Source organism: Dyella silvae, assembly GCF_026421305.1.
In the GTDB taxonomy this organism is placed as follows: Bacteria; Pseudomonadota; Gammaproteobacteria; order Xanthomonadales; family Rhodanobacteraceae; genus Dyella; species Dyella silvae.
Genome location: NZ_JAPJBQ010000002.1, coordinates 251,399 through 265,205, shown reverse-complemented (window position 1 = coordinate 265,205; position 13,807 = coordinate 251,399). Strand labels below are relative to the sequence as shown.

At 63.8% G+C, this 13,807-nt stretch carries 10 protein-coding genes; 6 read left to right on the top strand and 4 right to left on the bottom strand.

The genetic code is table 11. From position 1 onward, the window contains the following. The first annotated feature begins 121 nt into the window (after nucleotides 1-121). Nucleotides 122-3,022 (top strand): bifunctional diguanylate cyclase/phosphodiesterase, encoded by a 2,901-nt coding sequence (locus OQE56_RS05445; RefSeq protein ID WP_267222332.1) that lies wholly within the window; start codon nucleotides 122-124, stop codon nucleotides 3,020-3,022. A 222-nt stretch (nucleotides 3,023-3,244) separates the two neighbouring features. Here OQE56_RS05445 and hslO read toward each other — a convergent pair whose 3' ends face one another. Further along, the gene (gene hslO / locus OQE56_RS05440) at nucleotides 3,245-4,144 is read right to left on the bottom strand and encodes an Hsp33 family molecular chaperone HslO (RefSeq protein ID WP_267222331.1); all 900 of its coding nucleotides are present in this window, start codon (nucleotides 4,142-4,144) and stop codon (nucleotides 3,245-3,247) included. Nucleotides 4,145-4,275: 131 nt separating this feature from the next. On the opposite strand from hslO, the gene mtgA reads away from it, so the two are divergent. From mtgA to OQE56_RS05425, 3 genes are all read left to right on the top strand, one after another. After that, nucleotides 4,276-5,016 (top strand): monofunctional biosynthetic peptidoglycan transglycosylase, encoded by a 741-nt coding sequence (gene mtgA, locus OQE56_RS05435; protein WP_267222329.1) that lies wholly within the window; start codon nucleotides 4,276-4,278, stop codon nucleotides 5,014-5,016. Nucleotides 5,017-5,101: 85 nt separating this feature from the next. Then, complete coding sequence (locus OQE56_RS05430) at nucleotides 5,102-6,043, top strand: glycosyltransferase family 2 protein (protein WP_267222327.1); 942 nt, start codon at nucleotides 5,102-5,104, stop codon at nucleotides 6,041-6,043. A gap of 106 nt (nucleotides 6,044-6,149) precedes the next feature. Then, entirely contained in the window at nucleotides 6,150-6,578 is a 429-nt protein-coding gene (locus OQE56_RS05425; protein WP_267222325.1) for a CBS domain-containing protein, read from the top strand. A gap of 20 nt (nucleotides 6,579-6,598) precedes the next feature. Here the strand turns inward: OQE56_RS05425 and OQE56_RS05420 are convergent, their stop codons facing one another. Next, a complete protein-coding gene (locus tag OQE56_RS05420; protein ID WP_425601596.1) occupies nucleotides 6,599-7,915 on the bottom strand; it encodes an NTP/NDP exchange transporter in 1,317 nt (438 codons plus the stop codon). A gap of 114 nt (nucleotides 7,916-8,029) precedes the next feature. Here OQE56_RS05420 and OQE56_RS05415 point away from each other — a divergent pair, with 114 nt between their 5' ends. Beyond that, a complete protein-coding gene (locus OQE56_RS05415) occupies nucleotides 8,030-9,628 on the top strand; it encodes a GMC family oxidoreductase (protein WP_267222323.1) in 1,599 nt (532 codons plus the stop codon). Nucleotides 9,629-9,804: 176 nt separating this feature from the next. Continuing rightward, the gene (locus OQE56_RS05410) at nucleotides 9,805-11,109 is read left to right on the top strand and encodes a serine hydrolase domain-containing protein (protein WP_267222321.1); all 1,305 of its coding nucleotides are present in this window, start codon (nucleotides 9,805-9,807) and stop codon (nucleotides 11,107-11,109) included. Between the two features lie 103 nt (nucleotides 11,110-11,212). Here OQE56_RS05410 and OQE56_RS05405 read toward each other — a convergent pair whose 3' ends face one another. Both OQE56_RS05405 and metJ read right to left on the bottom strand, forming a co-directional pair. Further along, on the bottom strand, nucleotides 11,213-12,250 hold the full coding sequence (locus OQE56_RS05405) for an energy transducer TonB (protein WP_267222320.1): 1,038 nt from the start codon (nucleotides 12,248-12,250) through the stop codon (nucleotides 11,213-11,215). Nucleotides 12,251-12,773: 523 nt separating this feature from the next. Further along, nucleotides 12,774-13,340: a met regulon transcriptional regulator MetJ gene (gene metJ, locus OQE56_RS05400; RefSeq protein ID WP_267222319.1), complete on the bottom strand. Its 567-nt coding sequence runs from the start codon at nucleotides 13,338-13,340 to the stop codon at nucleotides 12,774-12,776. Nucleotides 13,341-13,807 lie beyond the last annotated feature (467 nt).

The window sequence follows — 13,807 nt, the reverse complement described above, 5'->3', positions numbered from 1 at the left end:
ACGAAATTTTGACATCGCCGTCGCCGTTCAGTTCCCGGCGGGTGAAATAGGCAGCGACAAAGCTGAACAGAGTCGCTATATAGTCGCCTTTGTCGACTACGCACGGATCAGCCTTCGACTGATGACTTCGGTGCCTTCCAGCAACACGCCTGCGCCCTGGCCTGCAGACAGCCATGTCGCGGCCATGCATGCGGCCGTAGAGCGCCTTTTCCGCGCGACGGATGCTGCCAGCGTGCTTGAAATCTGCGAGGCGATGCTGGGCGACATGGGCATCGGCGGCCGCTTGCACTGGCACCTGCTGGGCGACGAGGTCCCATCTAACGCCCATTGCGTGCAATGGGATCTGGCCGAAGATCCACAGGGGCTCCGCTCTTTAATACTTGAGCTCCCCGCCGACACGGCCACTGAGGCACTGCAAAGCCAGCTGGCCTGGCTGGGCCGTCTCGCGGCGTCTCGTCTGCGTCAGCTGGCAGAGACATCACGCTTGTACGAAGCCATCTCGCGCCTTGCGCTGGCCGAGCGCCTGCAGCGCGCGCTCTACGCCATCGCCGATCAGGCCGGCGCCGAGCACAACATGACCGAGATGATGCACTCGCTGCACGCGATTCTCGGCAGCCTGATGTACGCGGAAAATTTCTATATCGCGCTGTACGACGCCGCCACCGATACGGTGCGCTTCCCGTACTACGTCGACACCATGGACAAGGAACCGCCGTCGCCCGACGAGGCGGTGCCGTTACAGGAGATGCGTCACAGCCTCACCTGGAACCTGCTGCAGTCCGGCCAGGCCATCATGGGTTCGGTCGCCGAACTGACCGAACAGTTCAAGGGCCGTTTCGTGCTGCTGGGGCCGGTGTGCGAGCACTGGCTCGGCGTGCCGCTGTTGCGCGACGGCCGCGTGGTGGGCGGCATCGTGATGCAGAGCTATCGCGAAGACACGCACTACACCCAGCATGATCGTGAATTGCTGAGCTATGTCGCCAAACACGTGCAGACCGCGCTGGAACGGCGCGAGGCGCACGAAGAACTGGAACGTCGCGTCTCCAGCCGCACCGCCGCGTTGCGCGAGGCCAATCGCGTACTGCGCCAGCAGGTGCTGCAGCGCCAGCGCGGCGAGCGCTTGCAGGCGGCCCTGTTCCGCATCGCCGAGTTGGCCAATGCCTCGGAGAGTCTGGATAACTTCTATGCCGCCGTTCACCGCGTCATTGGCGGCCTGCTCTACGCGCGCAACTTCTACATCGCGCTGCTGGATGAAGAGCAGAAGACGCTGAGCTTCCCCTACTCCGTCGACGAGTTCGATACCGTGCGCCTGCCACGCGCGCACGGCCGCGGCGTCACCGAGTACGTGCTGCGTCATGCCAAGCCGTTGCTGGCAGACCCGGATGAGTTCGACCGGCTGCAGCTGCAGGGTGAAGTCACGCATCGTGGCTCGCGCTCGGTGTGCTGGCTGGGCGTGCCGCTGATCTGGGGCGACCGCGCCATGGGTGTGTTGGCGGTACAGAGCTATTCGCCCGAGCACACCTATGACGTGCGCGACCAGGAGCTGCTGACCTTCGTCGGCTATCACGTAGCCAACGCGCTGCAACGCAAGCACACCACCGAATCGCTGAAGCAGGCCTATGCCAGCCTCGAACGCCGCGTTACCGAGCGCACGCGCGCACTGGCGCTGGCCAACCGCGACCTGCGCGAGCAGATTGCCGAGCGCGAACGTGTGGAACGCCGGCTCAAGTACGAAACCCTGCACGACTCACTGACCGGCCTGCCTAACCGCACCCTGCTGCTGCAACGTCTGGAACAGGCGCTGCAGCGCTATCACGGTGATGCGCAGGAACTGTTCGCCGTGCTGTTCATCGATCTGGACCGTTTCAAAGTCATCAACGACTCGGTGGGCCATCTGGTCGGCGACGACCTGCTGTTCCAGGTCGGCGGGCGTATTCGCGCCTGCCTGAAAACTCGCGACGTGGTGGCGCGCCTTGGCGGCGACGAATTTGCGGTGCTGGCCGAAGGCATCACCGATCCAAAGATGGCGCTGTTGATCGCCGAACGCATCATCGACGAGCTGCAGACGCCGTTCCGGCTCGGTGCCAAGGAGATCTTCACTTCCGCATCGATTGGCATCGCCCTGCCGAGTCCGCATTACCAGCGCCCGGAAGAGTTGCTGCGTGACGCCGATGCCGCCATGTACCGCGCAAAGGACGAAGGCCGCCACCGTGCTGCAGTGTTCGACGATCGCCTGCGCCGCGAAGCGCTGTCCTTGCTGGAGATGGAAGGCGATCTGCGCCGCGCGCTGAGCCGCAACGAGTTCGTGCCGTTCTACCAGCCCATCGTGGCGCTGCAGACGGGCCGAACCGTCGGCTATGAAGCCCTGCTGCGCTGGCGCCACCCCGATCGCGGCCTGCTGACGCCTGCCGACTTCCTTGCCGTGGCCGAGGAAAGCGGCTGTTCGGAAAGCATCGACTGGCAGATTTTCGACCAGGTCTGCGCGCAAGCGGAGGCTTTGGCGGGTAGCGATGGCTTCGTCAGTATCAACGTGTCAGGCCGCCACTTCCGCTCGCCGGATCTGGACAAGCGCCTGCTGGATCTCATTCAGTCCCACCGCCTGCCGCCGCGCTGTCTGCGTATCGAGGTGACCGAGCGTGCGTTGCTGGAGAACGCCATCCAGGTGAAGCGCATGCTCGACAACCTGCGCTCGCAGGGCGTTAGCATTGCGCTGGACGATTTCGGCACGGGCTACTCATCGCTGAGCTATCTGCATCAGTACCCCATCGAAACGCTGAAGATCGACCGCTCCTTCATCGTCGAACTGCCGCGCGAAGGCGGCCACGGTGCGGCCGTGGTGCGCGCTATTCAGGCCCTGGCCAATTCACTGCAGATGCAGGTGATTGCCGAAGGTATCGAGGACGAGGATCAGCGCCAGGCGCTGTTGCGCATCGGTTGCCGTTTTGGACAGGGCTTCCTGTTTGCCACGCCGAAAATGGCCGAGGTGTGGCTGCAGCGCGAGCATCACTTCGCGTTGCCCTGAGCGGGCTATCTCGCTCAAAAGAATTCCGCTTTTTGCCGTCATTCCGGCGCAGGCCGGAATCCAGTGGCGGCACGAAAGGGTTATCGCGAAAAGCGATCAGCGCTTGGTGGGTCGCGAAAACCCCATGCTGACTCAACTGGATTCCGGCCTGCGCCGGAATGACGCGCAAAAGAAAAGCCGGCCAAACTCTGGCCGGCTTCTCAAGTGCAGCGGAACGAAAGCTTACTGCGCCGTCGTCGGCGCATTCGCTGCGGCGCTCACGCTGAGCAGGTGCTCCGCGTCGATACGATCGAACGTATAGCGCTGCGCACAGAACTCGCAGATCACTTCGATCTCGCCATCACGCGCCTCCAGCGCCGCTTCGACTTCATCGCGACCCAGCGAGCGCAATACGTTCTCCACGCGCTCACGTGTACAACTGCAGCCGAACGCCAGCGGGCGCGGCTCGAACAGGCGCACGGACTCTTCGTGATAGAGCCGGAAGAGCAACTGCTCGGGCGACGTGGCCAGCAGCTCCTCATCGCCCAGCGTGGCGGTGAGGTGCTGGATGCGCGTCCAGGCATCTTCGTCCTCGACCGCGTCGTGACCACCTTCGTCGGGCAACTTCTGCAGCATCAGACCCACCGCGTGCTCGCCGTCGGCGGCCAGCACGATGCGCGCCGGCAGCTGTTCGGACTGGCTGAAGTAGTTCTCCAGTGCCGAGGCAAGGTCAGGGTGCTGCAGATCGACCAGGCCCTGGTAGCGCTGCCCGCGCTCAGCGTTGCCGATGGTGATGGCCATGATGGCTTTGGGCAGCGCCGCAAGATCGAGTGTCTCTGGCAGCGGATCGGTCCAGCGCGCCAGACCGCGCAGGCGGCCCTGGTCGGTGCATTCGGCAAACAGCAGACGCAGCGGACCACCGCTCTTCAATTCGACCGAGAGCGAGCCTTCCAGCTTGATGTTGCCGGTAAGCAACGCGCTGGCTGCCAGAGTCTGGCCGAGGACCGAGCGCAACAAGGCGGGGTACGCTGAGCGGCCGGCGACCTCGCGCCAGGCCGGCCCCAGCCGGACCAGCACGCCACGCACGCCCGCACGTTCGAGCATGAAGCGGTGCAGCACATCTTCAACAAGCACGGTTTCCACGGAATGGACCTCTCAAGAGCAATACCCCTACATGGGGTCGCCTGCACCCCGGCTCAACGACCGCCGGCACGGGGCATCGGGGGCGATGAGACCGGCACGTATACTGCCGCCAATTTCGATCACGCGCCGCCATGACCTCACGACGCCCGCTGCTTGCCCGCCTGCTGCGCCTGTTTGCCCTGTTGCTGCTGTCCTGGCTGGTGCTGAGCTGGCTGGTGGTACTCACACTGCGCTTTGTGCCGCCGCTGACCTCGGCCGTGATGATGGAACGTCAGGTCGGCGCGCTGCTGCATGGCGAGACGGGTTTCCGCTTGCAACACCGCTGGGTGCCCTGGAACCAGGTCTCGCCTTATGTACCGTTGGCGATGGTGGCTGGCGAGGACCAGAAATTTCCGTTCCACCACGGGTTCGATTTCGATTCCATCCAGGACGCCATGGACGCGGCCGACGAAGGCCGGCGCCTGCGCGGCGCCAGCACCATCAGCCAGCAGACCGCCAAGAACCTGTTCCTGTGGAACGGGCGCAGTTTTGTACGCAAGGGTCTGGAGGCGTACTTCACGGTGCTGATCGAGCTGACCTGGCCCAAGCAGCGCATTCTCGAGATGTATATGAACATCGCGGAGCTGGGCGATGGCATCTATGGCGTGGGCGCCGCCAGCGACACGTTCTTCCATGTGCCGCCCTCACGGCTGACGCCGGCCCAGGCAGCGCGATTGGCGGCAGTGCTGCCCAGCCCACGCCGTTTCCACGCGGATCGCCCCACGGCGTATGTGCAGGGGCGAGCCAACTGGATTCAGCAACAGATGGCCCAACTGGGCGGCCCAGGCTACCTGGAAAGCAATCGCCTGCCGCGCGATACCCGCCGCCGCTGACAAGGGTTCAAGCATGCTGATGCTCGCCGCAGGCTTGCGCTTGCACTAGCATTCGGCCGTTCTCCGGGGAACCCTTGCGCCGCCCATGCCACGCCTGACTGTTGTCGTGCCCGCTTACAACGAAGCCGCCGTGCTGGAGACCTTTCACGGTCGCCTGAGCCGCGTCCTCGACGAGCTGCCGCTGGATTGCGACGTTCTTTATGTCGATGACGGCAGCAGCGACGCCACCTGGGCCCTGATCGAAGCGCTGGCCGCGCGGGATGCCCGCACCGGCGCATTGAAGCTCTCGCGCAACTTCGGCAAGGAGGCCGCACTGACGGCCGGCCTCGACCACGTCGACGCGGACGCTGCGGTGGTGATCGATGCCGACCTGCAGGATCCGCCCGAGCTGATTCCTTCGCTGGTAGAACAATGGCGCGCCGGCTTTGACGTGGTGTACGCCACCCGCACGGCGCGTGCTGGCGAAACCGGTTTCAAACGGCTTACCTCAGCCTTGTTCTATCGCAGCATGGAGCGCATGTCCGATATCGCCGTGCCCCGAGACACCGGCGACTTCCGCCTGTTGTCACGACGCGCCCTGGACGCCCTGCGCCAGCTGCGTGAGCGCCAGCGCTTCATGAAGGGCCTGTTCGCCTGGATCGGTTACCGTCAAACAGCCGTCTATTACCTGCGCGAACCACGACAGGCCGGCTCGACCAAGTGGAACTACTGGCGGCTGATGCAACTGGCCATCGAGGGCTTCACGTCGTTTTCCACTGCACCGCTCAAGCTGGCGACGTGGATCGGGCTGCTGTCGTCCGTGCTGGCCTTTCTCTACGGTCTGTGGGTGTTTGGCAAGGCCGCGCTGTTTGGCGATCCCGTGCACGGCTATCCGTCGCTGATGGTGGTGATCCTGTTTCTCGGCGGCATTCAGCTGCTGGGATTGGGCGTGATCGGCGAATACCTGGGCCGCAACTACTCCGAAAGCAAGCAGCGGCCGCTGTATTTCATTGAAGAGCAACGACGGCCGCGCGGCAGCAGGCCCTGAACGGACGGCTGAAAGCGGCGCTTCACATCCGGCCAACACCACGTCGACGCGGCGGCGCTAGACTGGCCACCTGCGGCTCTTCCGCGGCCGCGTGGGAGGTTCAAGCATGCGCCAAGTCAAGCATTTGCTGGAAGGCAAGGGCAGCGACATTTTCAGCATCGCACCGGACGCGCCCGTACTCGAAGCGATCAAGCACATGGCGGAGCGCCGCGTCGGCGCGCTGCTGGTGATGCGCGGCGAACGGCTGGTAGGCATCGTTTCCGAGCGCGACTACGCGCGCAAGGTGATCCTGCAAGGCCGCTCCTCGGCACAGACCGCGGTCTCGGAGATCATGAGCAGTCCTGCCCTCACCGTGGGGCCGGATACGGATGTGTTCGACTGCATGCGCCTGTGCACCGATAGCCGCATTCGCCACCTTCCGGTGGTGACTGGCGAGCGCGTGATAGGCGTCATTTCGATTGGCGACCTGGTGAAGGAAGTGATCGACGCGCAGGCCGAGCAGATCGAACAGCTGCAACGCTACATCACCAGCTGACCATTCACCGCGAGCGGCGGTCAGGCCTCCGCGGTACCTGCCCGCCCGGCACTCGCTGACGCCACCTGCTGCTCCGGCAGCAGGTCAGGCGAACGTCCGGCGCGCGCAGCCACCCAGGCGGCCAGCACAGCGACGCCAGCGCCGATACCGGCCATGCCGGTCACGGCGACGCCCAGCGACGCCAGCAACGTGACGCCGCTGGTAACGGCCAAATCGCCAAAACGCCAGATGGCCGTCTCCACGAAGTTCTTGCCCTTGTAGCGCGTCTCGCGCGGAACGCGGGTGTAGAGCGCATCGGATACCGGCTTGGTCATGCCATAGGCAAAACCTCGCGTCCCGACCATCATGATCGCGAGCATGGGCACCGCCAGACCGAACATGTTGAGGTTGCCAATGCCAAGCACGACCACCAGCAACAACAGTGCGAGATTGACCAGCGACGGCACCACCAGCCCCCAGACCGCGCCCTTGCGCACCAGCAGCCAGCGGGTGAGCGTCAGCTGCAACAGCGCGCCCAGCAGATTGGTGGCCAGATCGAGGTTGTAATAGAAGTTGGTCCTGGCGACGCGGTCCGGATAGTGCGTGTTGGTGTAGTCCGCCATCAGCGCGTAAGCCAGCGTGCCGATGCCGTCGCCCAGCACGATCAGTATCGCCATGTAACGCAGGAAGGGGCGCGTCCACAGTTCTTTGATACCGGCCCACAGGGAACCGCCGACTGCTTCGTCGTGGGCGCCGGGAGAGCAATGGTCGTGGCGCGTAGACAAGGTGATCAGCAACCCCAGCGCGACGAGCAAAGCCACGGCTGACACGATCAACAACGCCGGCACACCGATCACACCCACCAGCAGCTTGCCGAATCCCGGGCCACAGACAGCGCCCGCCATGCCACCCAGCGCGATGATGGAAAACACCCGCCTGGCCTGCGCGCTCTGGAAGATGTCGGCCATGAGGCTCCAGAACAGCGACACCACGAACACGTTGAACACGCTCACCCAGACGAAGAACACCGCGCCGAGCAGGCGCGCCCCGATGCGATCCTGCAGGACGAACGCCGGCACGAACGCGATCAGGCAGAGAATGAAAAAGCTATAGCTCCAGCCTAGCAGCCGCTTGCGCGGAAAGCGCGCCACCATGGCGCCGAAGGCAGGTGTCATCAGAAGCATGACCACGAAGGTGATGCCGTAGAACAACGGCAGTTCCTTCGAGCCGACGGCTCCAATGAGCTGTTCGCGTACAGGCCGGATGATGTAGTACGCCATCATCACGAAGAAGAAGGCGACGATCGAAAGGATCGATGAAAGGCCTTCGTTCGCTGCGGCAGGTCGGGGGGTATTCACCGGCGTTTCCAGCGTGGGGGACAGGCCTGTTCATAGGCGCGGCGTGGCCCGGCGACTATAAACAAGCGCAAACAGACTAGCATGCTGTCATGACAGTCATGGGCAGGGGAAAGCATGACGTACGACTACATCATCGTTGGCGCAGGCTCTGCGGGCTGCGTGCTTGCCCATCGATTGAGCGCCCATCGCGGCAAGCGCGTGTTACTGCTCGAGGCAGGTCCGAGCGACTGGCATCCGCTGATCCATATGCCCGCCGGCATTGCGCGGCTGGCCAACATCCGTCATCTGAACTGGAACTACCGCACCGAACCCGAACCGCAGTTGCAGAACCGCACCCTGTGGTGGCCGCGCGGCAAGACGCTCGGCGGTTCCAGCGCCATCAACGCCATGATCTACATCCGCGGCGTGCCGGGTGACTACGACCGCTGGGCCAAAGCCACCGGTGACGTGCGCTGGTCGTGGAAGCACGTGCTGCCCTGGTTCATCCACAGCGAGGAGAACATGCGTGGCGCCAGCGCGCTGCATGGGGCGGATGGTCCGCTCTCGGTCAGCGATCTGCGCTATCACAACGAGCTGTCGAGCGCTTTTATCGATGCCGGTGTCAGCGCGGGCTTTCCACGCAATAGCGATTTCAACGGCCCGCAGCAGGAAGGCTTCGGTTTGTATCAGGTCACGCAGCGCGATGGGCGGCGCTGCTCTACTGCCGTGGCGTACCTGCAACCCGCGCGGCAACGTCCCAACCTCGAAGTGCGCACCAAGGCGGCCGTGGCCCGCGTGGTCATCCGCGACGGGCGTGCGGTGGGTGTGCAGCTTCAGGGTGACTCGACGGTGCTGGAGGCCGGGGAAGTCATCCTCGCCGGCGGCGCCATCAACACGCCGCAGCTACTGATGCTTTCCGGCGTGGGACCGGCGGATCATCTGCGCGAGCATGGCATTGCCGTGCACGCCGACCTGCCCGACGTGGGCGCTCATCTGCAGGATCATCTGGACATCTGCACGCTCGATGGCAGCACGCAGAAGGTCACTTACGATCATCTCAACGAACTGGCTGCAGGCTGGCGCTTCCTGCGCCACCACGATGGCCCGGGCAGCTCCAACGTGGCCGAAGGCGGCGGCTTCGTGCGCAGCCGTCTGGCCACGGACGAACGCTGCGACGTGCAGTTTCATTTCGTGCCGGCCCTGCTCGACGATCATGGCCGCCATCGCCTGCCCGGCTACGGCTATACCGTTCACGCGTGCTACCTGCACCCACGCAGCAGGGGACGGCTGCGCTTGCGTTCGGCGGATCCGCGCCAGCCCATCGCGATCTACGCCAACTACCTTGGCGACCCGGAGGGTCATGACCTCCAGCGCATGATCGAATGCGCGCGCCTGTCGCGCGAGATCCTTTCGCAGCCCGCGTTCAACGCCTACCGCGGCGCCCCGGTCTTTCCGGAGCGCACACTGACCACGGACGCGGAGTACGCCGACTTCATCCGCCGCAAGGCGGAGACCATCTATCACCCGGCAGGTACATGCCGAATGGGCAGCGACGCCGCAGCGCCCGTGGACAGCGAACTGCGCGTGCGCGGCGTGCAGGGTTTGCGCGTAGTGGACGCCTCCGCCATGCCAAACCTGCCGAGCGGCAATACCAATGCGCCGGTCGTGATGATCGCCGAGCGGGCCAGCGCGCTCATCCTCGGCGAAACTTTGCCCGGCGCGGGCGTGTCTTAACCTTCCATGCGAGGGCTATCCATACACCGGATGGCTACAGGGACATTCCGCACCGCCTGCGGTACTCTCGCCAGGCGTTATGGAGGGAACCAGCTCGCAATCACCTGGCCCCGCTCCCACGTGGAGCCGCTTCCGTCCACCGGCGCCCACAGGCGCCACTTACGCGCCCAAGCCGCATGACGTTTCGCACCATTTCATGGGTCATCGCCGCCGCACTGGGTCTGTCCAGCGCGCCGCTTGCCGCACGCCCGGCGGCCACGCCAGCCGATACGGTTAACCCACCCGCCGCTAATGCGGTGCTGCCGCCCGAGCGCGTCAAGGACACGCTGACGTCCTATCAGCAATGGCTGGATCGCCTGGACGAGCGCAACGCCGTAGCGGGGCTTGCTACCGCAGTAGTGGTCAATGACAAGGTGGTGTTTGAAGACACCATCGGTTACGCCGATGCGGCCACGCACGAACCGGTGACGCCGGAAACCGTGTTCCGCCTCGCTTCGCTGTCCAAGGCCTTCGCCACGGCGCTGACTGGCGTACTGGTCGATGAGGGCAAGCTCTCGTGGGATACCAAGCTCACTGCCGTGCTGCCGTTCTTCCGGCTCAAGAGCGACAGCGCTGCCGAGCAGGCCACCGTGCGCGACATCCTGGGGCAACGACTGGGTCTGCCCAAGAACACGTACGACAACATGCTCGAGGAAAATTTTTCCTACGAAGAATTGGCACGCAAACTGGATGAGGTCAGCCTCACCTGCGGGGTGGGCCAATGCTATGGCTACCAAAACATCGCCTTCAGCCTGATCGGTGATGTGGTCTACGCGCAAACCGGCGACTTCTTCAGCCGCCAGGTAGATAAGCGCCTCTTCTTCCCATTGGGCATGAAGACGGCGAGCTATGGCCGCGAAGGCCTGGAGACCAGCAAGAGCTGGGCGCGCCCGCACCGCCCCAATGGCAGCAACTGGATCCCGTTCGAGCCTAAAGAAGCCTATTACCGCGTGGCCCCGGCCGCAGGCGTCAACGCCAGCCTGCGCGATATGGAGCAATGGCTGATCGCCCAGATGGGCGGCCGGCCCGACGTGCTGTCGCGCCAGTTGCTGGACACGCTGCACGCACCGGAAGTGTCCACGCCGAACGAAGAGCGCTCCTCCCCTTGGCGGCGCGCGCGCGTGACCGACGCGGAGTATGCGCTGGGCTGGCGCGTGTTCGAGTACGGCGGCGAAACGCTGATCTTCCATGCCGGCGCGGTGCAGGGCTATCGCACCATGATCGGGTTCCTGCCCAAGTACCACGTCGGTGTGGTGACGCTGTGGAACTCCGACGGCCCGGTACCCGCCGGCCTGATGCCGATGGTGATCGACAGCCTGCTTGGGCTGCCGCACGTCGACTGGGCCGGCGTTGAAAGCGATGCACCCGCAGCGCCCCCCGCCAAGGGCAAGACGCGCAGCAAAAGCAAAACGACCGCCAGCAGCCGCACCGCCACGCGCTGACCGCGACAGCGGCTTTCGATAGCTGAAACGAAAAAGGGGCGCCGCATGTTTCCATGCGACGCCCCTTTCGTTCGCGTGCCGCGCCTCCGCGGCACGACACCGATCAGTTGAGCTTGAACACGATGCGGCGTTTTTCCTGGGCCGACACCGGCGCGCCGTCCTGAGTGGCCGGCTGGTACTTCCAGCGGGTCACCGCCTCCACAGCAGCGCGATCGAACACGTGACGCGGTTCGGCGTCCAGCACCTTCACGTCGTCCACATTGCCGTCCGGCGTGATGGTGAACGTCACTTCCACCCAGCCCTCCTGGTTGGACCGCATGGCGTTGGTCGGGTAACGCGGGCTGACGTTGCGCAACAGCACGGGGCCATGGGTCGCTGCCGAACTCGGGCTGGCATTGCTGGCAGTTGCGGTAGCGCCGCCCGTTGCCTGCTGCTGACGTGCTGCCTCGGTCACCTGTTGCTGCTGCGCCTGGCGTGCCTGCGCCGCGCGCTGATCTGCCAGCGCCTTCTGCTGAGCCTCAGCGGTCTGACGATCCGCCTCAGCCTTGTCGGCCGCCTTCTGTGCCGCCAGTTGCTGCTGCTTCTCCTTGTCCGACGCCAACTGCTGTTCGCGATCCAGCAGCTTGCGCTGGGCGTCGAGCTTGGAGCGGAGAATGGTCAGCGTGTAGTTCGCCGGATCGGCCTTGGCGAGCAGATCGATCTGACGCTGCGCGTCATTGAAGTCGCGCTGGTTGATCGCCTGCTCCGCAAGGCTCGCGCCTACCGGGAACGTTTCGCGCAGCGCATCGGAAGCCACCTGATTACCCGGCTGCTTCTCCAGCACCTTCAGATAGAACTCGAACGCGTTATTGCCAGCGGGCGCCAGCAGGCGCTGCTGGTTGACCGCCTTGCGGGCTTCGGACAAGAGCTGATTGACGCTCATGGCCGACACGTTGGCCGGCGGCGGTGGCGCCTGACTGGTGGTCACCGGCGTCGACGGGTGCGCACCCGTTTCAGCGTCGACCATCTCCTGATGGGGTCGGACGATTAGGAACCATGCGGCTGAGGCAAGTACGGCAACAACAGCAACAATGGCAATGGTGGCGGGCCGAACGACCCCGCGCGCCCGGCGGCGCGCACGATATATATATCGGGTATCCATGATCTCTCACCGAGTGGCATCAGATACCCGCGCTTTTTCCCCCTGTGAATCCAGGAGCGACGAGCCTCCCCCGGCCCGTCGCGGCGCGGATGTGAGAAAGGTAACCGTAATGCAGCACTACAGCAAATCGCGCGTCGTTTTTGCGGCGGGCATGGCATGTCGCCGGGGAAGCACTGATCTATGCCACCTACCAGTCGTCGCACGGCCGGGCCGCGCATACCGTGCGGCCCCAGCGGATGGAATGGAAAAGATGGGGTGACGGCCCGTCTGCTCAACGCCACGCGTCGCTACCGGCGGGCCTGCTGGACCTCATGCCGGGCACAGGGAATAGATCAGAGCATGCCGAGTGAGAGGGGCGCACCGCTGCGTCCGGTGCATGGCGGCCGCGGGCCGTGATTCCGTACCCCAGAAACCAAGCGTCCCGGCATGGGCCGGGACGAGTCGCTCTTTCGAATGACTCTCCCCGCGCTGGGCACCGCGGGGAGAAAAGTCGTTATTGCTTGTTACTTGTTATAGGTAAAGCTTACTTCTTGGCAGCCTTAGCAGCCTTGGGGGCCTTGGCAGCCTTGGTGGCCTTCACGACCTTGGCAGCGGCAGCCTTCTTGACTACGCGCTTGGCAGCAGCCTTCTTGACAGCCTTCTTGACTGCGGCCTTCTTGACAGCCTTCTTAGCAACGGCCTTCTTGACCGCGCGCTTCAGCACGGCCTTCACAACAGCCTTCTTGACCGCGCGCTTCACGGCGGCCTTCTTGACCGCACGCTTCACGGCGGCCTTCTTGACCGCACGCTTCGCGACGGCCTTCTTGACCGCCTTCTTGGCGGCGGGCTTCTTTGCAGCTTTCTTGGCAGTGGCCATAGTTCGTCTCAGCTCCTCATCAGTTGGCAGTGGTTGCCCAGTAAAAGCATGTAGGAACGCCTCCACAAGCAGATCGCTATTGGTGGCGTGCCGAAGATTGTTCACCTGACGACGGGTGCGTTCGTCAGATAGGGGCCTCAGAACGTGCAGTGGAATCGAGACCGTGATCTTGCGTACTGCGCCGGCCTTTTCTCCATGCTCGATATAAGGCGGGATGTATTTCGATGCTGCCATGGCACCCGTTCTCCGTGTTCCGTTGCGAAAGCTATTCCTGAAGATTTCAACTGTCAATTGATTTTAGCCATGAAATCAATTCGTTTCACCCACCCCCAGGAGGGTCTAAACCCCCGTCCGGCAAGGCTTCAGGGGGTGTCAATGCATTTTCAATCAGACGTCCATACCGCTAGACGAATACGCCTTCCTATAATCGAAATTTATATAAAAACCGCTTAAAACAAGGTATTTGAGACAGTGCGCCGCATTACTCGCTCAAAAGCGATATGTGCTTATTTCGACACACTTATCTCGCCATCGGTGAGCCGAAAAACCCGCCTCCGGGGATGAACAGAACTCGACTGAAATTTTTTTAAGGACCCACCCCACAGGGCGTCGTTCCACCCTCTCCAAACACCCTCTTCGGGTCCTCAACGACCCGAACCGAGGATGGGCACCTCATATCGACCGATGCCGTGATGGACATC

Bases quoted from the DNA above. Each gene is read 5' to 3' on its own strand.
- OQE56_RS05445 (WP_267222332.1), top strand. From the start codon at position 122: ATGACTTCGGTGCCTTCCAGCAACACGCCTGCGCCCTGGCCTGCAGAC.
- mtgA (WP_267222329.1), top strand. From the start codon at position 4,276: ATGACCTCACGACGCCCGCTGCTTGCCCGCCTGCTGCGCCTGTTTGCC.
- OQE56_RS05430 (WP_267222327.1), top strand. From the start codon at position 5,102: ATGCCACGCCTGACTGTTGTCGTGCCCGCTTACAACGAAGCCGCCGTG.
- OQE56_RS05425 (WP_267222325.1), top strand. From the start codon at position 6,150: ATGCGCCAAGTCAAGCATTTGCTGGAAGGCAAGGGCAGCGACATTTTC.
- OQE56_RS05415 (WP_267222323.1), top strand. From the start codon at position 8,030: ATGACGTACGACTACATCATCGTTGGCGCAGGCTCTGCGGGCTGCGTG.
- OQE56_RS05410 (WP_267222321.1), top strand. From the start codon at position 9,805: ATGACGTTTCGCACCATTTCATGGGTCATCGCCGCCGCACTGGGTCTG.
- OQE56_RS05405 (WP_267222320.1), bottom strand. From the start codon at position 12,250: ATGGATACCCGATATATATATCGTGCGCGCCGCCGGGCGCGCGGGGTC.
- metJ (WP_267222319.1), bottom strand. From the start codon at position 13,340: ATGGCAGCATCGAAATACATCCCGCCTTATATCGAGCATGGAGAAAAG.